The organism is Streptomyces sp. NPDC059224 (genome assembly GCF_042754285.1).
In the GTDB taxonomy this organism is placed as follows: Bacteria; Actinomycetota; Actinomycetes; order Streptomycetales; family Streptomycetaceae; genus Streptomyces.
This window is the reverse complement of sequence record NZ_JBHZAN010000030.1, coordinates 85,407-108,534: the sequence shown is the minus strand read 5'-3', so window position 1 is coordinate 108,534 and position 23,128 is coordinate 85,407. Positions and strand designations below refer to the sequence as shown.

The 23,128-nt window shown below is 73.2% G+C and carries 22 protein-coding genes; 11 read left to right on the top strand and 11 right to left on the bottom strand.

What is annotated here, in order from left to right:
• Nucleotides 1-73: 73 nt before the first annotated feature.
• The 6 genes from ACFXI4_RS31210 to ACFXI4_RS31185 form a co-directional block, all read right to left on the bottom strand.
• Nucleotides 74-679, bottom strand: coding sequence for a hypothetical protein (locus ACFXI4_RS31210; protein WP_384997253.1), 606 nt, complete (start codon nucleotides 677-679; stop codon nucleotides 74-76).
• A 136-nt stretch (nucleotides 680-815) separates the two neighbouring features.
• Nucleotides 816-1,613, bottom strand: a complete 798-nt coding sequence (locus tag ACFXI4_RS31205) for a type III pantothenate kinase (protein ID WP_362718372.1) — start codon at nucleotides 1,611-1,613, stop codon at nucleotides 816-818.
• A 4-nt stretch (nucleotides 1,614-1,617) separates the two neighbouring features.
• Nucleotides 1,618-2,595 carry a carboxylating nicotinate-nucleotide diphosphorylase gene (gene nadC, locus ACFXI4_RS31200; RefSeq protein ID WP_384997190.1) on the bottom strand — a complete coding sequence of 326 codons (978 nt, stop codon included), beginning with the start codon at nucleotides 2,593-2,595 and terminating at the stop codon, nucleotides 1,618-1,620.
• A 5-nt stretch (nucleotides 2,596-2,600) separates the two neighbouring features.
• Entirely contained in the window at nucleotides 2,601-4,322 is a 1,722-nt protein-coding gene (locus ACFXI4_RS31195; protein ID WP_384997188.1) for an L-aspartate oxidase, read from the bottom strand.
• A complete protein-coding gene (panC, locus tag ACFXI4_RS31190) occupies nucleotides 4,319-5,320 on the bottom strand; it encodes a pantoate--beta-alanine ligase (RefSeq protein ID WP_384997186.1) in 1,002 nt (333 codons plus the stop codon). Before panC ends, ACFXI4_RS31195 begins: the two co-directional genes overlap by 4 nt.
• Complete coding sequence (locus ACFXI4_RS31185) at nucleotides 5,317-6,255, bottom strand: Rossmann-like and DUF2520 domain-containing protein (RefSeq protein ID WP_384997184.1); 939 nt, start codon at nucleotides 6,253-6,255, stop codon at nucleotides 5,317-5,319. Before ACFXI4_RS31185 ends, panC begins: the two co-directional genes overlap by 4 nt.
• A 185-nt stretch (nucleotides 6,256-6,440) precedes the next feature.
• Here ACFXI4_RS31185 and ACFXI4_RS31180 point away from each other — a divergent pair, with 185 nt between their 5' ends.
• Together ACFXI4_RS31180 and ACFXI4_RS31175 are read left to right on the top strand one after the other, a co-directional pair.
• A complete protein-coding gene (locus tag ACFXI4_RS31180) occupies nucleotides 6,441-7,634 on the top strand; it encodes a threonine aldolase family protein (protein ID WP_384997182.1) in 1,194 nt (397 codons plus the stop codon).
• A 329-nt stretch (nucleotides 7,635-7,963) separates the two neighbouring features.
• Nucleotides 7,964-9,064, top strand: coding sequence for a DUF5937 family protein (locus ACFXI4_RS31175; RefSeq protein WP_384997180.1), 1,101 nt, complete (start codon nucleotides 7,964-7,966; stop codon nucleotides 9,062-9,064).
• A 39-nt stretch (nucleotides 9,065-9,103) separates the two neighbouring features.
• On the opposite strand, the gene ACFXI4_RS31170 is transcribed toward ACFXI4_RS31175, so the two are convergent.
• Nucleotides 9,104-9,778, bottom strand: coding sequence for a response regulator transcription factor (locus tag ACFXI4_RS31170; protein ID WP_362728250.1), 675 nt, complete (start codon nucleotides 9,776-9,778; stop codon nucleotides 9,104-9,106).
• A gap of 87 nt (nucleotides 9,779-9,865) precedes the next feature.
• Nucleotides 9,866-11,071: a histidine kinase gene (locus ACFXI4_RS31165; protein ID WP_384997177.1), complete on the bottom strand. Its 1,206-nt coding sequence runs from the start codon at nucleotides 11,069-11,071 to the stop codon at nucleotides 9,866-9,868.
• A 118-nt stretch (nucleotides 11,072-11,189) separates the two neighbouring features.
• On the opposite strand from ACFXI4_RS31165, the gene ACFXI4_RS31160 reads away from it, so the two are divergent.
• Nucleotides 11,190-12,212: an SAM-dependent methyltransferase gene (locus ACFXI4_RS31160; protein ID WP_384997175.1), complete on the top strand. Its 1,023-nt coding sequence runs from the start codon at nucleotides 11,190-11,192 to the stop codon at nucleotides 12,210-12,212.
• A gap of 30 nt (nucleotides 12,213-12,242) precedes the next feature.
• On the opposite strand, the gene ACFXI4_RS31155 is transcribed toward ACFXI4_RS31160, so the two are convergent.
• A complete protein-coding gene (locus ACFXI4_RS31155; RefSeq protein WP_384997173.1) occupies nucleotides 12,243-13,394 on the bottom strand; it encodes an NADH-quinone oxidoreductase subunit D in 1,152 nt (383 codons plus the stop codon).
• Between the two features lie 31 nt (nucleotides 13,395-13,425).
• On the opposite strand from ACFXI4_RS31155, the gene ACFXI4_RS31150 reads away from it, so the two are divergent.
• Both ACFXI4_RS31150 and ACFXI4_RS31145 read left to right on the top strand, forming a co-directional pair.
• Entirely contained in the window at nucleotides 13,426-13,929 is a 504-nt protein-coding gene (locus tag ACFXI4_RS31150) for a PH domain-containing protein (RefSeq protein ID WP_384997172.1), read from the top strand.
• A complete protein-coding gene (locus tag ACFXI4_RS31145) occupies nucleotides 13,926-15,272 on the top strand; it encodes a PH domain-containing protein (protein WP_384997170.1) in 1,347 nt (448 codons plus the stop codon). The genes ACFXI4_RS31150 and ACFXI4_RS31145 overlap by 4 nt, the downstream gene beginning before the upstream one ends.
• A 38-nt stretch (nucleotides 15,273-15,310) precedes the next feature.
• On the opposite strand, the gene ACFXI4_RS31140 is transcribed toward ACFXI4_RS31145, so the two are convergent.
• The gene (locus ACFXI4_RS31140; RefSeq protein ID WP_384997168.1) at nucleotides 15,311-16,531 is read right to left on the bottom strand and encodes a hypothetical protein; all 1,221 of its coding nucleotides are present in this window, start codon (nucleotides 16,529-16,531) and stop codon (nucleotides 15,311-15,313) included.
• Nucleotides 16,532-16,628: 97 nt separating this feature from the next.
• Entirely contained in the window at nucleotides 16,629-17,744 is a 1,116-nt protein-coding gene (locus tag ACFXI4_RS31135; protein WP_384997166.1) for an alpha/beta hydrolase, read from the bottom strand.
• Between the two features lie 224 nt (nucleotides 17,745-17,968).
• Here ACFXI4_RS31135 and ACFXI4_RS31130 point away from each other — a divergent pair, with 224 nt between their 5' ends.
• The 6 genes from ACFXI4_RS31130 to ACFXI4_RS31105 all read left to right on the top strand — a co-directional run bounded on the left by ACFXI4_RS31130 (nucleotide 17,969) and on the right by ACFXI4_RS31105 (nucleotide 23,127).
• Nucleotides 17,969-19,810, top strand: coding sequence for a phosphatidylglycerol lysyltransferase domain-containing protein (locus ACFXI4_RS31130; RefSeq protein WP_384997164.1), 1,842 nt, complete (start codon nucleotides 17,969-17,971; stop codon nucleotides 19,808-19,810).
• Between the two features lie 109 nt (nucleotides 19,811-19,919).
• A complete protein-coding gene (folP, locus tag ACFXI4_RS31125) occupies nucleotides 19,920-20,864 on the top strand; it encodes a dihydropteroate synthase (protein ID WP_384997162.1) in 945 nt (314 codons plus the stop codon).
• Nucleotides 20,861-21,364 carry a nuclear transport factor 2 family protein gene (locus ACFXI4_RS31120; protein ID WP_362719426.1) on the top strand — a complete coding sequence of 168 codons (504 nt, stop codon included), beginning with the start codon at nucleotides 20,861-20,863 and terminating at the stop codon, nucleotides 21,362-21,364. The genes folP and ACFXI4_RS31120 overlap by 4 nt, the downstream gene beginning before the upstream one ends.
• Before the next feature lie 256 nt (nucleotides 21,365-21,620).
• Nucleotides 21,621-21,980, top strand: a complete 360-nt coding sequence (folB, locus tag ACFXI4_RS31115) for a dihydroneopterin aldolase (protein WP_351317714.1) — start codon at nucleotides 21,621-21,623, stop codon at nucleotides 21,978-21,980.
• Nucleotides 21,977-22,588, top strand: coding sequence for a 2-amino-4-hydroxy-6-hydroxymethyldihydropteridine diphosphokinase (folK, locus tag ACFXI4_RS31110; protein WP_384997159.1), 612 nt, complete (start codon nucleotides 21,977-21,979; stop codon nucleotides 22,586-22,588). The genes folB and folK overlap by 4 nt, the downstream gene beginning before the upstream one ends.
• 50 nt (nucleotides 22,589-22,638) lie before the next feature.
• Nucleotides 22,639-23,127, top strand: a complete 489-nt coding sequence (locus tag ACFXI4_RS31105; protein WP_362719418.1) for a DUF3180 domain-containing protein — start codon at nucleotides 22,639-22,641, stop codon at nucleotides 23,125-23,127.
• Nucleotide 23,128: the final 1 nt, after the last annotated feature.

Below are 23,128 nucleotides of genomic sequence, written 5' to 3'. Positions count from 1 at the left end.
AAAGCGTCGTACAAGGCGTGCGAGCTGCCGTTTTCCCCCGTCCGCGGCTACCGGCGGCCGCCGGGGATCCGGTTCAGCCGGCGGCGAGCTGCTGCGGCGGCGGGGTGGGCCGGCGTCGCGGGAAGACCTCGCCCGGGGTCGGAATGGGCCGCTTCGGCGCCACCGGCTCGGGGACCGCGGGCTGCGGGGCGGGCCGTCCGGCGGGCCGCTCCTTCGGCTTCTTCTCCGGCTCCTTGGCCACTCCGCCCGGCAGGGCCGTCAGGCGGATCCTGGACGCCGGCACGGCCGGTGCGGGCACCTTGCGGGCCCCCTGGGCGAGCCGGGCCCGCACATCACGCTCCGCGAGGTCCTGGCAGCGGTCGAGCAGCGCGGCGGCACCGGGGTTCCCGCGCAGCGCCCGCAGTGCGGCGAGGTCGTCCGGGGTGGGCCGGTGGCCGGCGGCCAGCGCCTCCTCCAGGAGGGTGAGATAGCCGGCGACGGTCCCGGGCAGGGCCGCGCGGTAGCGGACCAGATCGGCCACCAGGAAGGCCCGCAACCGGGCCCCCTCACGCATCGCCTCGTCGAGAGACTCGGCGAGCCGATGACAGTCCTTGACGTCCTCGGCGGAGGCGGGACCGGGGTGAAGGGCGAGGGCGAGAGCACGGCGGAGCACACGCAGCTCCTCCGCACCGAACGCCATGCCGCCGCGGGATCCGTATGGCGTGGGCATGGACCGAAGATACGCGTAAATCAGACAAACTCGACATAGGGGGCATGGTGTGGCGCAGCAGGGCCACCCACCTGGCCGCCGCGTGCCGCGCGCACCCCCCGCCGCCTCACGTCCGCGACACGTTCCGCTCGTACACCAGCCGGAGTCCCACCAGCGTCAGCCACGGCTCGTGCTCGTCGATCACCGAGGACTCCCCCAGCACCATCGGCGCCAGCCCGCCCGTCGCGATCACCGTCACGTCGTCGGGATCCTCCGCCAGTTCCCGCGCCATCCGCCCGACCACCCCGTCGACCTGCCCGGCGAAGCCGTACACGATGCCCGCCTGCATGGCCTCCACCGTGTTCTTGCCGATCACGCTGCGCGGCCGGGCCACCTCGATCTTCCGCAGCTGGGCGCCCTTGACGCCCAGCGCCTCCACGGAGATCTCGATACCGGGGGCGATCACGCCGCCGACGTACTCCCCGCGCGCGGACACCGCGTCGAAGGTCGTCGCGGTACCGAAGTCGACGACGATCGCCGGACCGCCGAACAGCTCGACGGCGGCCACGGCGTTGATGATCCGGTCGGCGCCGACCTCCTTGGGGTTGTCGGTGAGGATCGGCACCCCGGTCTTCACCCCCGGCTCCACCAGCACCGCCGGCACATCGCCGTAGTACCGCCGGGTGACCTCGCGCAGTTCGTGCAGCACGGACGGCACGGTCGCGCAGATCGCGATGCCGTCGATGCCGTCGCCGAGTTCGTCGCCGAGCAGCGGGTGCATGCCCATCAGGCCCTGGAGGAGCACCGCCAGCTCGTCGGCGGTACGCCGCGCGTCCGTGGAGATGCGCCAGTGCTCGACGATGTCCTCGCCGTCGAAGAGCCCGAGGACGGTGTGCGTGTTGCCGACGTCGATCGTGAGGAGCATGAGGTCACTCCGCCTCGCGCAGATCCAGGCCGATGTCCAGGACCGGCGAGGAGTGGGTGAGGGCACCGACGGCCAGGAAGTCCACGCCGGTGTCGGCGTACGCCCGCGCGTTCTCCAGGGTGAGGCGCCCGGAGGCCTCCAGCAGAGCGCGACCGCCGACGATCGCCACGGCCTCCTCGCACTCCCCCGGCGTGAAGTTGTCCAGCAGGATCAGGTCGGCGCCCGCGTCGACCGCCTCGCGCAGCTGGTGCAGGGTGTCGACCTCGACCTCGATCGCCAGGTCGGGGAAGGCCTCTCGGACGGCCTTGAAGGCCTGCTCGACGCCGCCGGCGGCCACCACGTGGTTGTCCTTGACCAGAGCCGCGTCGGAGAGCGACATCCGGTGGTTGACGCCGCCGCCGCAGCGCACCGCGAACTTCTCCAGGGAGCGCAGGCCCGGGGTGGTCTTGCGGGTGTCCCGCACGCGCGTGGTGGTGCCCTCCAGCACGTCCGCCCACGCGCGCGTGGCGGTGGCGATGCCGGAGAGACGGTTCAGGATGTTGAGCGCGCTGCGCTCGGCCGTGAGCAGGTCGCGGGTGCGGGTGGTGATCGACAGCAGCGGCTGTCCGGCCTCGACCCGGTCGCCGTCCTCGACGTGCCGCTCGACCTCGAACTCGTCCGTGCAGACCACGGAGACCACGGCCTCGGCGATCCGCAGCCCCGCGACGACGCCCGCCTCACGCGCGACGAAGTCGGCGGTCGCCACGGCCTCCTCGGGGATCGTCGCGACGGTCGTCACGTCCACGCCGTTGTCCAGGTCCTCCTGGATGGCCACGTTGGCGATGTCCTCGACCTCGACGGGGTCGAGGCCGGCGGCGGCGAGAAGTCCGGCGAGCGCGGGGTCCAGCCCGCACTCCAGGTACTCCTCGTCGCCCCCGGCGCCACAGGCACAGCCGTCGCCGCAGCCGCCGCCGTCGGCGAGGGGAAGGTCGTTGGTGCTCACGTCTGTCACTGCTCCTGGGATGACTGGTACGACCGGGTCGGGGGGAAGTCTGCGGTGTCGGTGGTGCCGACGGCCAGCGAGCGGTCCGGATTCAGCCGTACGACGATGTGGCGGCGCCACCCGGTGTCGTCGCGGTCGGCGTGGTCCAGGCGCCAGTGGCAGCCGCGGGTCTCCTGGCGGCGCAGGGCCGCCTCGACGAGCACCCGCGCGACGCACAGGAGGTTGGTGGCCTCCCAGGTGTCGACGCCGGGCTCGGCTGTCTTGCCATTCTCGTCCAGGGCGTCGCGGGCCGCGGTGTGCAGGCGCTGGAGCTGCTCCGCCGCCCTGGTCAGGGACCGGTCGGAGCGCAGCACGCCGGCGCCCTCGGTCATGATCCGCTGGATCGCGAAGCGGGCCTCGGGGGCCTGCAGCGGGTGCGCGGGCCTGTCGGGATGCGGGACCGGGACGGGCACACGCGCGTGCAGTCGGTCCTCCGCGTGCCGCGCGGTGATGTCGGCGGCGATGCGCTCGGCGTAGACCAGGCCCTCCAGAAGGGAGTTGGACGCGAGCCGGTTCGCGCCGTGCACGCCGGTGCACGCGACCTCGCCGCACGCGTAGAGCCCGTGCACCGTGGTGCGCCCGCGCGCGTCGGTGCGCACGCCCCCGGAGGCGTAGTGCGCGGCCGGCGCGATCGGGATGGGCTCGGTGACCGGGTCGATGCCGTGCGCCCGGCAGGCGGCCAGGATGGTCGGGAAGCGGTGTTCCCACATGTCGGCGCCGAAGTGCCGGGCGTCCAGGAACATGTGCTCGGCGTCCTGTTCCTGCATGCGCCGCATGATGGCCTTGGCGACGATGTCCCGCGGCGCCAGCTCGGCCAGCTCGTGCTGGCCCACCATGAAGCGCACGCCCTCCGCGTCCACCAGGTGCGCGCCCTCGCCGCGCACCGCCTCGGAGACCAGTGGCTGCTGGCCCTCCGCGTCGGCGCCGAGGAACAGCACGGTCGGGTGGAACTGGACGAATTCGAGGTCGGAGACCTCCGCGCCGGCGCGCAGCGCGAGCGCCACGCCGTCCCCGGTGGACACCGACGGGTTGGTGGTCGCCGAGAAGACCTGGCCCATGCCGCCGGTGGCGAGGACGACCGCGGGGGCGTGGACGGCGCCCACGCCGTCGTGCTGGCCCTCGCCCATCACGTGCAGGGTCACGCCCGCCGTGCGTCCTTCGGCGTCGGTCAGCAGGTCCAGCACCAGCGCGTTCTCGATCATCCGCACGCCCCGCGCGCAAGCCGCTTCGACCAGCGCGCGAGAGATCTCCGCGCCGGTCGCGTCCCCGCCCGCGTGCGCGATACGGCGCCGGTGGTGGCCGCCCTCGCGCGTGAGCTCGATGTCGCCGTCCGCGTCGGTGTCGAAGTGCGCCCCGGTCGAGATCAGCCGCCGTACCGCGTCGGGGCCTTCGGTGACGAGGATCCGTACAGCCCCCTCGTCGCACATGCCGGCGCCCGCGACCAGGGTGTCGTCCAGGTGCTGTTCGGGGGTGTCGCCGTCGCCCAGGGCGGCCGCGATGCCGCCCTGCGCCCAGCGGGTGGAGCCGTCGTCGAGGTGCGCCTTGGTGACGACGACCGTGGTCAGTCCGGCGGCCTCGCAGCGCAGGGCGGCGGTCAGGCCGGCTACGCCGGACCCGACGACCACCACGTCCGCGTCGATGGACCATCCGGGGGCGGGCGCGTGCAGTCGTATGCCTGTGCTGGTCACGAGGCGGCTCCGGGGGCGGCGAAGGTGAGCGGGATGTTGTCGATCAGCCGGGTCGTCCCGACCCGGGCGGCGACGGCGAGGACGGCCTCTCCGGTGAAGTCGTCGTCGATCTCGGTGAAGTCGGAGGGATCGACCAGGGCGAGGTAGTCCAGGGCGAGCGGCGGGTCGTAGTGGACCGCCTCGTCCAGGACGGTCCGGGCGGCCGCGCGGACGGCGGCGGCCGCGTTCGGCACGGCCTTGGCGACGGCGTGCGCGTCGGCCGCCGCGCGGGACTCCCCTATGGCGCTGAGCGCCTCGGCGCGCGCCCGGGTGGACGGCACCTCGCGCGCCCGTGCCCGCAACGCCTCCTGCGCCGCGTGCCGGTCACGCCCGGCGAACAGCGCGCGCGACAGGGTGAGCGCGGTGCGCCGCTCGTCGGCCGACAGGTAGCGGTTGCGGCTGGAGAGCGCGAGCCCGTCGGCCTCGCGCACCGTCGGTACGCCGACGATCTCGATGCCGAAGTTCAGGTCCCGCACCATGCGCCGGATGACGGCCAGCTGCTGGGCGTCCTTCTGCCCGAACAGGGCCGCGTCGGGACGGGTGAGGTGCAGCAGCTTGGCGACGACGGTGAGGACGCCGTCGAAGTGGCCGGGCCGCGAGGCACCCTCCAGGCGCGTGCCCATCGGCCCCGCGGTGACCCGCACCTGCGGCTGCCCGCCCGGGTAGACCTCTTCGGCCGACGGGGCGAACACGGCGTCGGCGCCCGCCTGTTCGGCGATCTTCAGGTCGGCGTCCAGGGTGCGCGGGTAGCGGTCGAGGTCCTCGCCGGCCCCGAACTGCAGCGGGTTGACGAAGACCGTGACGACGACCTCGCCGTCCGGTCCGGCGATCTCGCGGGCACCGCGGATCAGCGTGGCGTGGCCCTCGTGCAGGGCACCCATGGTCATGACGACGGCGCGGCGGCCGTGCCGCACGCGCGCGTGCAGTTCGGCGGCGGTGCGCAGCAGGGCGGTGCTCATCGGGTGTTCCCCTCGGTGCCGTGGGTGCCGTTGGTGCCGCCGGCGAGGACGCCGAGGAGGTCCTCGGCGAGCTCCGGCTTCAGCAGGCCCTGGGCGAGCGCCCGGTCGGCCGTGGCGCGGGCCATCGCCAGATAGCCGTCGACGGTCTGCGGGGCGTGCCGGCGCAGCTCCGTGACGTGCGCGGCGACGGTGCCCGCGTCCCCGCGCGCGACCGGCCCGGTCAGCGCCGCGTCACCGGAGCGCAGGGCGTTGTCCAGGGCGGCGCCGAGCAGCGGGCCGAGCATCCGGTCCGGGGCCTCGACACCGGCCGTGCGCAGCAGCTCCATGGACTGGGCGACCAGGGTGACCAGGTGGTTGGCGCCGAGGGCGAGGGCCGCGTGGTAGAGCGGGCGGTTCTCCTCCAGGATCCACTCCGGCTCGCCGCCCATCTCGATGACGAGAGCCTCCGCGGCCAGCCGCAGCTCCTCGGGCGCGGTCACCCCGAACGAGCAGCCCGCGAGCCGCTGCACGTCCACCGGCGTGCCGGTGAAGGTCATCGCGGGGTGCAGGGCCAGCGGCAGCGCGCCCGCGCGCAGGGCCGGGTCCAGGACCCGGGTGCCGTACCGCCCGGAGGTGTGGACGAGCAGCTGGCCCGGCCGTACCGCGCCGGTCTCGGCGAGGCCCGCGACCAGGCCGGGCAGGGCGTCGTCGGGGACGGTCAGGAGCACCAGGTCGGCACGCTGGAGGACCTCGGCCGGGGGCACCAGCGGGACGTCGGGCAGCATCGCCTCGGCGCGCCGCCTGGAGGCGTCGGAGACCCCGGAGACGGCCACCGGGCGGTGTCCGGCGAGCTGCAGGGACGCGGCCAGCGCGGGACCCACCCGGCCGGCGCCCACGACGCCGACGGTGAGCCGCGCGGGGCGGTCACCGGGGTCTGGCTGTTGGACTGTACTCACGCGAGAGTGGCCTTCCCGTTCCAGTCCGCTCTGGGTACCGGACGATTTCTCGTCATGTTAACGCTATCGGGTTCGGGCCCAGTTGGCTGTCCACAGGCTGTGGGTGACCGGTCACATCGCACGGGATGCCTCCCGTACGGAAAATGCGAGGCCCTCCGTCCCCGCGCCACGGCATCATCCACGGCATGAGCGATACGGCGACGACACCCCAGAACGAGCAGCCGGACGATCCCCGGTCGGCGGAGGAGCAAATGCGAGAGCGGCGCGCGGCCGCCTACCGGAAGGCCGATCGCGTGCTCGCGCGCGTGGGCCCACGCGCCTCCCTGCGAGAGCGGCTCGCGCGGCTCCACGAAGGCGCCGCCGACGTGTACGACCTGGACGAACCGGCGGACGTCTACGGCAACGGGATCGTCGCGGCCCTGGAGGAGCGGGTCGCCGCCCTGCTGGGCACCGAGGCGGCCGCGTTCTTCCCGACCGGCACGATGGCCCAGCAGGTGGCGCTGCGCTGCTGGGCGGCCCGGACCGGCAACCCCACGGTCGCCCTGCACGCCCTCGCCCACCCAGAGGTCCACGAACGAGGCGCCTTCCGCGAGGTCGCCGGCCTGCGCACGGTCCGCGTCACGGGTGAGCCCCGGCTCCCCACCGCGCGGGAGGTACGCGACTTCGAGGAGCCCTTCGGAGCGCTGATGCTGGAGCTGCCGCTCAGGGACGCCGGTTATGTGCTGCCCACCTGGGAGGAGCTCACGGAGATCGTGGCGGCGGCGCGGGAGCGCGATGCGGTCGTGCACTTCGACGGCGCACGCCTGTGGGAGTGCACCGTCCGCTTCGGGCGCCCCCTGCACGAGATAGCGGACCTCGCGGACAGCGTCTACGTGTCGTTCTACAAGTCCCTCGGCGGCATCGGCGGCGCCGCCCTGGCCGGTCCGAAACCCCTGGTCGAGGAGGCGAAGACCTGGCGCCACCGCTACGGGGGCATGATCTTCCAGCAGTTCCCCACGGCGCTCGCGGCCCTGATCGGCCTGGAGCGCGAGCTGCCCCGTCTCCCGGAGTACGTGCGCCACGCGCGCGTGGTCGCCGCGGCCCTGCGCGAGGGCTTCGCCGAGGCGGGGCTCGCGTGGACGCGCGTCCACCCCGAGGAGCCGCACACCCACGAGTTCCAGGTCTGGCTGCCGTACGAGGCCGATGTGCTGAGGGAGACGGCGGTACGGCAGGCCGAGGAGACCGGCACGTATCTCTTCGCCGGCTTCTGGGAGCCGAAGGGTCCGGGCCTGTCCATGACCGAGGTGACGGTGTCGGAGGCCGGTCTGGAGTGGTCGGCGCAGGACGTGCGGGCGGCGGTCGCGGACTTCGTGAGGCGGCTTCCTGCGACGCCCCGCTAGGGAGCCCGGTCCGGGGCGCCGCCTCCTCCTAGGACGCGCGCATCCAGCGCAGCACGGCGCCCCGCAGCCGCCCGCGCGCCGGCCGCCCCGCGAGAACCGCGCGGAACCGCCGGTGGTCGCGCACCGCCCGCGCCACGCGCACGTCATGGGCGCCGGGCGGGGGCGGCGCGGGCTCTCCGTGCCGCCGAGCACGGCAGGTGTCGAGGAAGTGCTGCCGGACGCTGCTCTTGGCTCCCGAGCCTGCGCCTTCGCGCGGCCTGCGTCGCGTCGATTGACGGCGCCCGTCAATCGGGGGAGGCGTTGTCGGTGGCGGGGTGCACGATGGGGACATGAGCGTACGTATCGACATCGCTGGGCTCCGGCCGGAGAGGGTCGCCGTCGTGCCCTCGCCGCTGGCCGAGCTCGGCATGGCGCTGCACGCGCTGTCGGAGCCGGGGCACCATCCCGGCCTCCAGGGCTGGGTGACCGGTGTCACCGCCCGGATGGAGCCGCACCTGGCCGACCGCATGTGCGAGGCCGACTTCCTGTGGCGGTCGACGTTCTCGGACCTGTTCCTGCCGTACGCGGCCGTCCCCGGTGCCGTCCCGGGCGGCACGCTGGCCGAGGAGCTCGGCCAGCTGGACAAACTGACGGACGAGCAGTTCGTCGACGCGGCCCTGGAGTTCACCTGCGTGCTCTCCTACGACACGCGGGCGCCGGCCCTGCTGTCGGATCCGGCCGGCCGCCGCAGGGCGCTGGAGGTGGCCGCCTCGCGCGGTCCGCAGCAGGTCCGGTTCGCGCAGCGGCTGCTCGACGATCCGCCCAGTGTGCGCGCGTGGCTGCGCCGGTTCCTGGAGGACTGCGCCGAGGCGTTCTTCGACGAGGCCTGGTCGCGGCTGCGCCACCAGCTGGCAGCCGACGCCCGCCACAAGACGGAGCTGCTGCGCCGCAAGGGGCTCGCCGAGGCGCTGGCGGCGGTCTCGCCGGTCGTGACGCTCGACGAGACGGGCGCGCGGATCACCGTGGACAAGCTCACCGACGGCCACGCCGTGGTCGACGCCGACGGCCTCCTGCTGGTGCCCACGAGTCTGGGCTGGCCCCATCTGATGGTCCTGCACCGCTACGGCTGGCAGCCGGTGCTGCACTACCCGGTCGGTTCGCCGGAGCTCGCGGCGCCGGCGTCGGTGGAGGCGCTCACCCTGCGGATGGCGGCGCTGTCCCATCCCGTCCGGATGCGGCTGTGCCGGTACCTGGCGCGCAGCGCGTACACCACCAGCGAGCTGGCGCAGGTGCACGGCCTGTCGGCGCCGGAGGTCTCCCGGCACCTGGGCGTGCTGAAGAAGGCGGGCCTGGTCACCACGCGCCGCCGCGGCAGGTACGTACTGCACCAGCTGGACGTCACGGTCGTCGCCCGCCTCGGCAGCGACTTCCTGGAGGGGATACTCCGCTAGGGCGGATGGCGAAAGCCCCGCCTGAGCCGCGTGTGCGGGTCAGCCGTGGGCGCCGCCCGCGCGGACGAGTCCGGTCTCGTAGGCGAGCACGACCACCTGGACGCGGTCGCGCAGGCCGAGTTTGGTCAGGATGCGGCCGACGTGGGTCTTGACCGTCGCCTCGGAGAGCACCAGCCGGGCGGCGATCTCCCCGTTCGACAGGCCCTGCGCGACCAGCACCATGACCTCGCGCTCGCGGTCGGTGAGCCGGTTCAGCTCCTGGTGCTGGGGCTCCTTGCCGGCGGAGGGCAGCATCGGTGCGAAGCGGTCGAGCAGCCGCCGGGTCGTGGAGGGTGCGACGACGGCGTCGCCGCTGTGGACGGAGCGGATGGCGGCCAGCAGCTCGCCGGGCGGCACGTCCTTGAGCATGAAACCGGAGGCGCCCGCCTTCAGCCCCGAGAAGGCGTACTCGTCGAGGTCGAAGGTGGTCAGGATGAGCACCTTGGGCGGCTCGGGCTCCGAGCAGATGCGGCGGGTGGTCTCCACCCCGTCCAGCTTGGGCATGCGCACGTCCATCAGGACGACATCCACCTCGGCGGACTTCAGCACCTGGAGGGCCTCGACACCGTCGCCCGCCTCCGCGACAACCTCCATGTCCGGCTGGGCCGCGAGCACCATCCGGAACCCGGTGCGCAGCAGCACCTGGTCGTCGACGAGCATCACGCGGATCGTCATCGGGTCCTCTTCCGTTTTCCGTACATCGGGGTGTTGCGGGGATTCCCCCGGGGCGTGACAGGTGTCAACCGGGGGCGTGCGTCTGTGTCAATGCGCCGGTTTGAGCGGCAGCAGAGCACTGATGCGGAATCCTCCGCCGGGACGGGGCCCCGCGTCGAGGGTGCCGCCGACCATACCGACCCGCTCGCGCATGCCGATCAGGCCGTGCCCCTGGCCGTCGACGCCGCCCTCCTCGTACATCTCGTGCGGGGCGCCCTTGCCGTCGTCCTCGACCAGCAGGCCGAGCCCGTCGTCGAAGTAGACCAGCCGCACGCTGGCGCCCGTGTTGGGCCCGCCGTGCTTGCGGGTGTTGGTGAGCGCCTCCTGCACGATCCGGTACGCCGTGAGCTCGACGCCGCTGGGCAGCGGGCGCGGGGTGCCCTCGACCTTGAAGTCGACGGGCAGACCGGAGGTGCGGCACTGCTCGATGAGGTCGTCGATCTGCTCGACGTCGGGCTGCGGAACGTACTCGCCGACCTCCTTGTGCTCGCCCGTGCGCAGCACGCCCAGCAGGCGGCGCATCTCGGCGAGGGCCTGGCGGCCGGTGGAGGAGATCGTCTCCAGGGCCTTCTTGGCCTGGTCCGGGGCGGCGTCGAGGACGTAGGCGGCGCCGTCGGCCTGCACCACCATCACCGACACGTTGTGAGCGACCACGTCGTGCAGTTCACGCGCGATCCGGGCGCGCTCGGCCGCGACCGCGACCTTGGCCTGCGCCTCGCGCTCCTTCTCCAGGCGGGCGGCGCGCTCCTCCAGCTGTGCGAAGTAGGCACGGCGGGTGCGCATGGAGTCGCCGAGCACCCAGGCGAGCACGAACGGCACCGTCTGGAACGCCACGATGGCCAGGTGCCCCAGGAGACTCGTCCTGTCCTGCGGCCACCGGATCTGCGCCAGCGGCGCGGCGCACAGCCCCGCGTAGAGGGCGAACCGGGACGCCCAGCGCTCGCCGACCGCGGCGACCGTGGCGACGATCACCAGCATGGCGAAGTTGGCGACCGTCGTCTCGACGTCCAGGACCAGCTGGACCAGGCCGGTCGCCGCGGCCAGCAGCAGCATCGGTTCCGGGAACCTGCGGCGCAGGGCGACCACCACGGCCATGCCGGCGGACACGGCCAGCATGGCGGCGGTCGAACCGTGGTGCTCGGGCGCCCCGCTGAGGTTCACGGCACTCACGCAGGAAACCCCGAGCAGGACGACGGCCCAGAAGGTGTCGACCCAGGTCGGGTTCCTGCGGAGGAAGTCATAGAGGCGCTGCACGTAACCCAGAGTAGGGAAGCGTGATAGGTGCAGGGGTCAACCGGAGGGCCGATCCCTGTTCCGCACACGTACTCCGCAAGGTGGAGAAGGTGATCACCTGTGCGCCTAGTCTGGCCCGGTGACGGATGAGGCGACGCGAGAGACGGCGGACGACGCCCGTGGCTGGCGTGCGGCCACCGAAGCGGCTCTGTACGGCCCCGGCGGGTTCTACCGCCGCCCGGAGGGACCGGCCGGCCACTTCCGTACCTCGGTCCACGCCTCGCGGCTGTTCGCCGAGGCCGTGGCCGAACTGCTGTGCCGGGTCGACGAGGCCCTGGGCCGCCCCGAGTCGCTGGACTTCGTCGACATGGGCGCCGGCCGGGGCGAGCTGGTCAGCGGTGTGCTCACCGCGCTGCCCGCCGACGTGGCGGCACGCACACGTGCCTGTGCCGTCGAGGTCGCCGACCGCCCGCCGGGCCTGCCCGACCGCGTCACCTGGCTGACCGAGCTGCCGCGCTCGGTCACCGGCCTGCTCTTCGCCAACGAGTGGCTCGACAACGTCCCGGTCGACGTCGCCGAGGTGGACTCCGCCGGTGTCTGCCGCCTCGTGCACGTCCGGCGTGACGGCGTCGAACTGCTCGGCGAGCGCGTCTCGGGCGCGGACGCGCAGTGGCTCGCGCGGTGGTGGCCGCTGGGCGGCGAACCGGGGCTGCGCGCGGAGATCGGGCTGCCCCGGGACCGGGCGTGGTCCGACGCCGTCGCCTGCGTACGGGCGGGGCTCGCGGTGGCGGTGGACTACGCGCACACCGTGGACACGCGCCCCCCGTTCGGCACGCTCACCGGCTTTCGCGCGGGGCGCGCGACGGCGCCCGTCCCGGACGGGTCGTGCGACATCACGGCGCACGTCGCGCTGGACGCGTGTACGGCGCTCGACCCGGCGTACGCCCTCCCGGAAGCGCTCGTCTGTACCCAGCGCGACGCGCTGCGCGCCCTCGGCCTCGTCGGCGCCCGCCCCCCGCTCACGCTCGCCTCCACCCACCCCGCCGCCTATGTACGCGCCCTCGCGAGCGCCGGCGAGGCGGCCGAGCTCACCGCCCCCGGCGGCCTCGGTGACTTCGGCTGGCTGCTGCAGCCGGTGGGCATCGCGAACCCGCTGCTGTGACGCCGGCCCGGCGACGCCCGGCCGCAGGTCCTACTTGTCGATGTCCCCCACGACGAAGAACATCGACCCGAGGATCGCGACCATGTCCGCCACCAGCGTCCCCGGCAGCAGTTCCATCAGCGCCTGGATGTTGTTGAACGACGCCGAGCGCAGCTTCAGCCGGTAGGGGGTCTTCTCGCCCTTGCTGACGAGGTAGTAGCCGTTGATGCCGAGCGGGTTCTCGGTCCAGGCGTAGGTGTGGCCCTCGGGCGCCTTGAGGACCTTGGGGAGCCGCTGGTTGATCGGGCCCGGCGGCAGCTCGGCGACCCGGTCCAGGCAGGCGTCGGCCAGGTCCAGGGCCACGTGGGTCTGCTCCAGGAGGCACTCGAAGCGGGCCAGGCAGTCGCCCTCGGTCCGGGTGACCACCCTGAGGGTGTCCCGGAGCTCGCCGTAGGCCAGGTAGGGCTCGTCGCGGCGCAGGTCGAAGTCGACGCCCGAGGCGCGCGCGATGGGCCCGCTCACGCCGTACGCGTGCACGGCCTCCGGCGCCAGGACGCCCACGCCCCGGGTGCGCCCGCGGAAGATCTCGTTGCCGAGGACCAGGCCGTCGAAGATGTCCATGCGGGAGCGCACGGCGCGGACGGCGGCACGCGCGCGTGCGGTCCAGCCGGCCGGGAGGTCCTCCTTGAGGCCGCCGACGCGGTTGAACATGTAGTGCATCCGCCCGCCGGAGACCTCCTCCATGACGTTCTGGAGCTCCTCGCGCTCACGGAACGCGTGGAAGACCGGGGTGATCCCGCCCAGCTCCAGCGGGTAGGAGCCGAGGAACATCAGATGGTTGAGCACCCGGTTCAGCTCGGCGAGCAGGGTGCGCGTCCACACCGCGCGCACGGGCACCTCCATGCCCAGCATCCGCTCGACGGCCAGGACCACGCCCAGCTCGTTGGAGAAGGCCGACAGCCAGTCGTGGCGGTTGGCGAGCATGATGATCTGCCGGTAGTCGCGCGCCTCGAAGAGCTTCTCGGCACCGCGGTGCATGTAACCGATCACCGGCTCGGCGGAGACGATCCGCTCGCCGTCCAGCACCAGCTTCAGCCGTAGCACGCCGTGCGTGGAGGGATGCTGGGGGCCGATGTTGAGCACCATGTCAGTGCTCTCCGCGGCGCCGCCGATGCCGACCGTGGTCTCCGTCGTGGGAGTCATGGACCCAGTCTCTCGTACGTACGCTGACCTCATGGAGACGGGGAGCCCGGCCGCTGCCGGGGCGACGGAGACCGAGCCGGTGTGGACGGGGCTGCCGCCCGGCCTGCTGCGGATGCGACGGCTGCTGCTGGTGGTGTGGCTGGGGCTGATCACCCTCGCCGTGGGCCTGCTGCCGGGGCTGCTCGCGGGCCCGGTGTGGGCGGCCTTCGCGCTGCTGCCGCTGGCCCTGATGGCCTGGGGCTGGGTGCTGATCGGCCGCAACTGGCGCTCCTGGCGGTACGCCGAGCGCGCCGACGACCTGCTGATCAGCCGGGGCGTGCTGTGGCGCGAGGAGACCGTGGTGCCGTACGGGCGGATGCAGCTGGTGGAGGTGACCTCGGGGCCCGTCGAGCGGTACTTCGGGCTGGCGAGCGTGCAGCTGCACACCGCGGCCGCCGCCACCGACGCCGCCATCCCGGGGCTCGACCCGGCCGAGGCGGAACGGCTGCGCGACCGGCTCACCGTGCTCGGCGAAGCCCGATCGGCGGGCCTGTGACCGCGCCCGGCGTCGACGGCACCATACGCCCCGGCAAGGCCGTGGGCGAGCGGCGGCTGCATCCCGTGACGCCGTTCCGGCGGGCGTGGGCGCCGGTCGCGGTGCTCACCGGCTGGGCGGTGCACGACCCGAACCAGGCGCAGGAGCAGCTGACGAAGCTGACCACCACCATGCTCCTGGCCGGACTCGCCGTCCTGGTCACGGCGGGCGCGCTGTACGGCCTCCTGACCTGGTGGTTCACCTACTTCGCGGTGACCGACAGCGAACTGCGCATACGCACCGGCCTGGTGTTCCGGCGCACCGCGCACATCCGGCTGGAGCGGATCCAGGCGGTCGACGTGACCCAGCCGCTGCTCGCGCGCGTGGCGGGCGTCGCCAAGCTGCGCATCGACGTCGTCGGCACCGACAAGAAGGACGAGCTGGCCTTCCTGGCGCAGGGCGAGGCGCGTGCGCTCCGCGCGGAGCTGCTGGCGCGCGCCGCGGGCTTCGCACCCGAGACGGCACGAGAGGTCGGCGAGGCGCCGGCGCAGGAGCTGATGCACGTGCCCCCGGGCAAGCTCGCGCTCTCCCTCGCGCTGACGGGCGCCACCTGGGGCTCCCTGGCCGCCGCCCTCGTCGTCCCGCCGGTGCTGTGGCTGGCCACGCACAGTGTGTGGACGGTCCTCGCCACCGCCGTACCGCTGCTCGGCGCGGCGGCCACGACCAGTGTGGGGCGGTTCGTCGGGGAGTACGACTGGACGGTCGGGGAGTCCCCGGACGGGCTGCGCATCGACCACGGGCTGCTCGACCGGACGCACGAGACGGTGCCGCCCGGGCGGGTGCAGACCGTGCGGATCGTGGAGCCGCTGCTGTGGCGGCCGCTGCGCTGGGTGCGGGTGGAGCTGGACGTGGCCGGGTCGGCGAACTCGGTGCTGGTGCCGGTCGCGCCCCGCACGGTCGCCGAGTCGGTGGTCGCGCGCGTGCTGCCCGGTGTGACCGTGCCCGGCGAGCTGCCCCGGCCGCCCCGGCGGGCCCGCTGGTGCGTTCCGTTGTGGTGGCGCGGGTACGGGCTCGCGGTCACGGAGACCGTGTTCGCCGCACGGCACGGGCTGCTGCGCCGGCGCCTCGCTCTGGTCCCGCACGCCAAGGTCCAGAGCGTACGGCTGACGCAGGGCCCCTGGGAGCGGCTGTGGCGGGTCGCGGACGTCCATGTGGACACGGGGGCCGGCAAGACCGTGACGGCCCGGCTGCGGGACGCGGAGGCGGCCGCGTCGCTGCTCCGGGAGCAGGCCGAGAGGTCCAGGACGGGCCGCCGGTCGGCACGCCCGGACCGCTGGATGGCGAACGGCCCCGGGAACGCCTGAGCCGGGGCACCCGCTGGGTGCCCCGGCTCAGGACCGGCTCAGGAGGCGGCGCTGCGCAGGCCCCCGATGTTGATCTGCTCGGTCTCGTCGTGCGCGGTCAGGTCGATGACCTGGCCGACGCCCCGGGTCTCCGCGTCGGCGGGCTTGAACTCGGCCTCGGAATCGGCCTTGTGGAGCGCGAGCGCCTCCTGGCCCACGACGTCCGCGAGGTCCTCGTTGTGCATGGACTCCAGTCCCTCGGCGGGCGCGCCCTTCTGGGTGCCGAAGAAGTCGAAGCCACCGGTGACCAGCGGACGCGGGATGGGCGCGGCCGGCAGCACGGCGACCGCGGTCGGCACGGTGAAGTGGCCCCTGGGCTGCACGGACTTGGCGGACGGTGCCGGCGTGGCGGGCATGTCCTGCTCCGCGGGCGCGGGGGTGGTGTCCGCCGGCTCGGCGGTGGTGAAGGCGGCCGCGCGCGTGTGCCCGTCGGCCGCCTCGGGCTGCCCCTGTTCCTCGTCCTCCGGTGCGGACTCGCCCTTCGGCGCCTCGGGTACGGCGGCCGTCTCCGTCGCGCCCTCGGTCCCGGTGCCGGCGTCCGTCCCGGTCTCCGGGGCCTCGCCCTCGTCGAAGCGGGCCAGTGCCACCTTGGCCCGCAGGAACAGCTGGGAACCCTCCGGGGAGAAGACCTTGGGGACCGTCTCCTCGGCCTCCCGCTCCTCGACGGCCTCCCGCTCCTCGGCCGCCGCCGGCTCCGCGACGGCCTCCGCGAGCTCCTCGGCGTCTTCGGAGGTCCGGGCGGCCGGCAGCGCGTTGGACGGCGTGACGGCCTCGATCTCCAGCAGGCGGCGGCCCTCCAGGGCGCTCGCGCGCTCGGTCTCCGCCGTGGCGTAGCGGCGCAGCAGGGAGGCGTGCTCGTTGCGCAGCCCGGCCAGCTCCGTCCGTTTCGCGCGCAGCCGCTGCTCCAGCTTGGCGCGCAGCTCCCGCGACTCCTCGAGGTCGGTCTCCAGCTCGGCGATCCGCTCCTCGTGGCGCCACTCGTCACTGGCACGCGCGCGTGACAGGTCGGCCACCTGCTTGCCCGCCTCGCTGTCCCAGCGGCGCATGACGGCGGCACCGACGGCCGCGGTCGCCGCGGCTATCGCGGCCAGCGTGCGCAGGGCCGTCGGTTGGGAGAACAACCAGGGGCCCAGCGCGCAGACGAGGGAGACACCGGCGATCGCCGAGGGAGGCAACAGCCTGTGCAAAGGCGGGGAATGACGGTGACGTCCACGTGGCATGGCCAGAAACTTACCGCGCGTAGGCGAATCGTGGTGCCCCGGGCCGTAAAAACACAGCGACAACGAAGTCTTCGCACGGCGTCACCGGGCGCCGTGCTCAGCGGTCGCTCAGCCGGCCGCTGATCCACTCCAGCGTCGCTGGGATCTCACGGCGCCAGGTGTTGAAGTTGTGGCCGCCGCTGTCGAGGATGATCGACGAGATCCGGGTCAGGTTCGTGGCCTGCACACTCGCGATGAATCTCAGCGTGGCCCGGTAGTTGGTCTCTCCGGCTTTGCTGCTGGTGACCAGCAGGGAGGTGTCCGGTGCGGGCTCGTGCTTCAGGAACCACCAGAGGTTCGCGCGGTTCTGGAGCTTGCGGTCGCCCTGGAAGAGGTCACCGGTCGTGGCGTCCAGGGGCGCCTTGTACGACGCGGAGAGCCCGGCACCGGCCGCGTACACGCCGGGGTGGTGCATCGCGAGTTTCAGCGCGCAGTACCCGCCCGTCGAGTCGCCGACGATCCCCCAGCCGCCCGGCTTTGCGGCGGCCCGGTAGTGGGCGCGCACGGCGTCGGGCAGGTCCCTGGCGAAGAAGGTCTCGGTCTGCGGTCCGCGCGGGACGTCCACGCACTCGGTGTCCCGGGGCGGCGCGACGGTGGGCCGCAGCATCACCAGGATGGTCGGCCGCATCCGCCCGTCCTTGACCAGGTGCTGTGCCGTGCGCGGGTAGTGCAGCTTGTCGACCAGCGCCCGCGCGGTGCCGGGGTAGCCGCTGAGGACGACCACCACCGGGAACGTCCGCGTGCGGTACCGCGGCTGGAAGTACTCCGGCGGCAGGTACACGTACGCGGGCGTGGTGATGTGGGTGGTCGGGCCGACTATGCCGACCTGCTGGATCTGACCGGACGTCCGGGGCAGCGAGCCGCCCATGCCGTGCACCTGGGAGGTGGCCATCAGCTGGACCGGGCCGGCGCCCGCGTGGTCGACGACGACGCCCTGGTCGGTCTCCGTGCCGAACAGGTCCGCCCAGCTCGCGTAGAAGCCGAAAGCCTGGTTGACGGCTATCCCGAGGCACGCGAAGAGTGCCAACTGGGTGGCCAGCAGGAGGCCGACGCGACCGCTGACGGATCGCCAGTTCCGGCGCGCCAGCCGGGGCCACAGCCACACCGTGCCTGCGAACAGCAGTACGGCCAGCAGGATCGCCGATGCCAGCGTCTTGTCGCTCGTGAGTCCCATGAGGTGTTTCCCGCCTGCGCTTTCCCCCGTGACGACCGCCGCTTTAAGCGAGCCTTGCCCCGGACTTTCCTCGGCCTTTGACCCGGCTTTCCGGTGGGGAGTGAACCTCTCCACCCAAGACACCGTCCTAGAGGGCGCAATGTCGCCGGATGCCCGAATCGGCACCGGGTCCAAGGTCTCTCGCGGAACTACGGGATGCGATGTCTGTCAGGATAGATGCGGAAATGTCGGGCGGGGTTCCGGGCCGATCAAGCCGGGCGCGGCGCATAGTTCATGGTCCGCGCCCTGAGGCGGTCCCCGCACTGGTCGGCAGGGCATGCGCGGTCGTGGGTGTCCTGGACATCGCCGCGGGGGTGTTCCCGCGCTTCCGGCACAGCCGTATGCACGCCCTGGCCGAGGTACTGCCCGGGTCGCTGGGGCCGTTCGCGGCGGCGCTCTCGCTCAGCGTCGGCGTGCTGTTGCTGCTGCTCGCGCACGGGCTGAAGCGGCGCAAGCGCCGGGCGTGGCGGGCCGCCGTCGCTCTCCTGCCGGCCGGCGCGGTGTCGCAGTTCGTGTACCGGCACTCGGTCATCGGGGCCCTGATCTCGCTGGCGCTGTTCGTGCCCCTGGTGCTCCACCGCGACGAGTTCAAGGCGCTGCCGGACCCGCGCAGCCGGTGGCGCGCGCTCGCCAACTTCGTGCTCATGAGCGCCGGTTCGCTCGCGCTCGGGCTGGTCGTCGTCAGCGCCCACCCCAAGCGCACGATCGGCGACCCGAGCCTGGCCGACCGCATCACGCACGTCCTGTACGGCCTGTTCGGCTTCGAGGGCCCCGTCGACTACGAGGGATCCACCTCCTGGACGGTCGCCTTCTCGCTCGGCGCCCTCGGTCTGATCACCGCGGTCACCACCGTCTATCTCGCCTTCCGCCCGGAACACCCCGCCGCGCACCTCACCACGGAGGACGAGGTCAGACTGCGCGCCCTCCTCGAGAAGCACGGCGCGCGCGACTCCCTCGGCCACTTCGCGCTCCGCCGCGACAAGGCGGTCGTCTTCTCGCCCAGCGGCAAGGCGGCGGTGACCTACCGCGTGGTCTCCGGCGTGATGCTCGCCAGCGGCGACCCGATCGGCGACGTCGAGGCCTGGCCCGGCGCCATCGAACGCTTCATGGACGAGGCCAAGGCCCACTCCTGGACCCCCGCCGTGATGGGCTGCTCGGAGACGGGCGGCGAGGTGTGGACCCGCGAGACCGGCCTGGACGCCCTCGAACTGGGCGACGAGGCGGTGGTGGACGTAGCGGATTTCTCGCTCGCCGGACGCGCGATGCGCAACGTGCGCCAGATGGTCAAGCGCATCGAGCGGGCCGGCTACGAAACCCGGGTGCGGCGCATCCGTGACCTCGGCGAGGCCGAGCTGGACCGTATCCGCCGGGCGGCGGAGGACTGGCGCGGCACCGACACCGAACGCGGCTTCTCGATGGCGCTCGGCCGCATCGGCGACCCCACCGACGGCGACTGCCTGATCGCCACCGCGCACAGGATCGAAGGGGCGGCGGTGGGAGACGGGTGGGCGGACGAGACACCCGGTCCGTACGGCGACCTCAAGGCGATCCTGCACTTCGTGCCCTGGGGCACCGACGGCGTCTCCCTCGACCTGATGCGCCGCGACCGGTCGGCGGACCCCGGGATGAACGAACTGCTCATCGTGGCCGCCCTCCAGGCCGCCCCGAAGCTCGGCATCGCCCGGATCTCGCTCAACTTCGCGATGTTCCGCTCGGCGCTCGCGCGGGGCGAGAAGATCGGCGCGGGCCCGGTGCTGCGCGCCTGGCGCGGACTGCTGGTCTTCCTGTCGCGCTGGTTCCAGATCGAGTCGCTGTACAAGTTCAACGCGAAGTTCCAGCCTCGCTGGGAGCCGCGCTTCGTGGTCTACCGGGCCTCCGGCGACCTCCCCCGGATCGGCCTCGCCGCAATGCAGGCCGAGGGCTTCGTCAACCTCGCCCTCCCGCTGCCGCGCTTCCTGCGCCGCGGTGCCCCGGCCGCCCGCCCCTGCCCGCACGCCGTCGCCGAACGGGGCGTCCGGGCGGCGTGACCCCATGACCGGCCCGAGCGGCCCCCTCCCCTCCAGCCCGGGGGCTCCGCTCGGGCCCGCCCACAGGCCGTCCGGCGGGCGGGCCGTTTCCTGGGCCTACGCTGAACGTATGAGCAACCACAGCGGACGTGGCCAGGTGACAGGGCTTCCGGCATGGGACCGGTGCGCCGTCATGGGGGTCGTGAACGTCACCCCCGACTCCTTCTCCGACGGCGGCCGCTGGTTCGACACGACGATCGCGGTCAAGCACGGCCTCGACCTCGTCAGCGAGGGCGCCGACCTCGTCGACGTCGGCGGTGAGTCCACCCGCCCCGGCGCCACGCGCGTCGACGAGGACGAGGAGCTGCGCCGCGTCATACCGGTGGTCCGCGGTCTCGCCGCCGAGGGCGTGGTCGTCTCCGTCGACACCATGCGCGCCTCCGTCGCCCGGCAGGCCCTGGCCGCCGGCGCGGCTCTCGTCAACGACGTCAGCGGCGGCCTCGCCGATCCCGACATGATCCCCGTCGTCGCCGCGTCGGACGCGCCCTTCGTCGTCATGCACTGGCGGGGCTTCCTGGGCGGCGGCAACGTCAGGGGCGTGTACGACGACGTCGTCGCCGAGGTCCTCGACGAACTGCACGCGCGCGTGGAGGCGGTCCTGGCCGGCGGCATCTCCCCCGACCGCGTCGTCGTCGACCCGGGTCTCGGCTTCTCCAAGGACTCCGAGCACGACCTGACCCTGCTCGCCCACCTCGACCGGCTGCACGCCCTGGGGCACCCGGTCCTCGTCGCCGCCTCCCGCAAGCGGTTCCTCGGCCGGGTCCTGGCGGGGCCCGAGGGAGCGCCCCCGCCGGCCCGTGAGCGCGACGCGGCGACGGCCGCCGTATCCGCGCTCGCGGCGCACGCCGGCGCGTGGGCGGTGCGCGTGCACGAGGTGCGCGCCACGGCGGACGCGGTACGCGTCGCGCGCGCGATAGAAGGCGCGCGCACCGAAGCGAACACGCCGGGCGCGCACGCCTTGCAGGCCTCACACGCTCCGCAGCACCTCCCCCACCGCGCAGAAGGAACCCGGTGAGCGCCCCCCACACCGACGTCGAGCAGGTCGAGGCCGCCAACACCGCCTTCTACGAGGCAGTCGAGCGGGCGGACTTCGAGGCGGTGTCCGGCCTCTGGCTCACCCCCGCCGACCTGGGCGTCGACGAGGAGTACCACGATCCGGCGGACACCGGCGTGGTGTCCTGCGTGCATCCGGGCTGGCCGGTGCTGACCGGCCGCGGGGAGGTCCTGCGGTCGTACGCGCTGATCATGGCGAACACCGACTACATCCAGTTCTTCCTGACCGACGTGCATGTCTCCGTCACCGGTGACACCGCCCTGGTGACCTGCACGGAGAACATCCTGAGCGGTGGCCCGGCCCCCACCGGCGGGCAGGAGCTCGGCCCGCTGGTCGGACAGCTGGTCGTCGCCACGAACGTGTTCCGGCGTACCCCGGACGGCTGGAAGCTCTGGTCCCACCACGCCTCGCCGGTGCTGTCCGAGACCGGTGAGGACGAGGACGAGGACACGCCCTCCTGAGCGGCCCGCCCGGTCCATGCGGTCCGAGTGGCCCAAGAGTGGCTGGAATCACGAACTCGCCGGTAGGTGCGGCCACCGGCCCGTGAGCCGCCGGGTTCTCCCGGGGAAACACACGATGAACCCTGGCGACCCCGGCGCGGGCCGCCGCCCCGTGCCCCGGCACTGTCAGTGCCCGCAGGTAGATTCGTCTGAGGCCGGTCGATCGCCCGCACGCGAAGCGACCTCGCCGATACCGACGATTGCAGGAGTGATTCGCGTGGATCGTGTCGCGCTGCGCGGCCTGAAGGCCCGCGGGCACCACGGTGTCTTCCCCAAGGAGCGCGAGGAGGGCCAGACCTTTCTCGTGGACCTCGTCCTTGGCCTGGACACCCGGCCGGCGGCGGCCGACGACGACCTGACGAAGACCGTGCACTACGGCGTGGTGGCCGAGGAGGTCGTCGCCGTGGTCGAGGGCGAGCCGGTGAACCTGATCGAGACGCTCGCCGAGCGGATCGCCCAGGTCTGCCTCAAGCACGAGGGGGTAAGAGAGGTCGAGGTCCAGGTACACAAGCCGGACGCGCCCATCACCGTCCCCTTCGACGACGTCACCGTCACCATCACCCGGAGCCGAGTATGACCGCATCCTCTTTGCGGGGTCCCAGCGACCCGACCGTCCAGCCGGTGCCCGCCTCCGTCGTCGAGCAGGTCGACGCCGCCGACACCACCCTCTCCAACCCCAGACGGGCCGTGGTCGCCCTCGGCTCCAATCTCGGCAACCGCCTGGAGACGCTGCAGGGCGCCGTCGACGCCCTGGAGGACACCCCGGGCGTCCGTATCAAGGCCGTGTCGCCGGTGTACGAGACGGAGCCGTGGGGCGTCGACCCCGGCAGCCAGCCGACGTACTACAACGCGATCGTGGTGCTCAAGACCACCCTGCCGCCGTCCTCGCTGCTGGAGCGGGCGCACGCGGTGGAGGAGGCGTTCAACCGGGTGCGGGACGAGCACTGGGGCCCGCGCACCCTGGACGTCGACATCGTCGCGTACGCGGACGTCGTCTCCGACGATCCGCAGCTCACCCTTCCGCACCCGCGCGCCCACGAGCGTGCCTTCGTGCTGGCCCCGTGGTACGACATCGACCCCGAGGCCCGGGTGCCCGGCCGCGGCGCGGTCGCCGACCTGCTGGCGGCCGTGACCCGGCACGGCGTGGAAGCACGTGCGGACCTGGAACTCCGACTGCCCGAGTAGTCGTTAAGGTCGACACGACCACATCGCTGCGGGGGAGCTGAAGGAAGACAGTGAAAGAGCTGCGGATCAGGGTGCTGGCCGGCGTGTTCGTCGTGGCCGGGGTGCTGTCCTGGGCGGGGGCCCGCCTGTGGAACTCGGTGGGGACACTGCCCAGCGTGCCGGTGGCCGCTCCGATCGTCCTCGCCCTGATCGCCGTGGTGCTGCTCGCCACGGCGCTCTCGCTGCGCGGCCGCCTCCGCGCCCAGCGCGAGCGGCGCCCGGGAGCCAAGGGCGTCGACCCCCTGATGGCCGCGCGCGCGGTCGTCTTCGGCCAGGCCAGCGCCCTGGTCGCGGCCCTGGTCGCCGGCATGTACGGCGGTACGGGCCTCTTCCTGCTGGAACTCCTCGACCTCCCCGCGCGCCGCGACCAGGCTCTCTACGCGGCCTTCTCGGTGGTCGCCGGCATCGGTGTCATAGCGGCGGCGGTGTTCCTGGAGCGGGTGTGCAAGCTCCCCGAGGACGACGACAACCAGCACGGCGGAGCCGAGCCGGTCGCCTGAA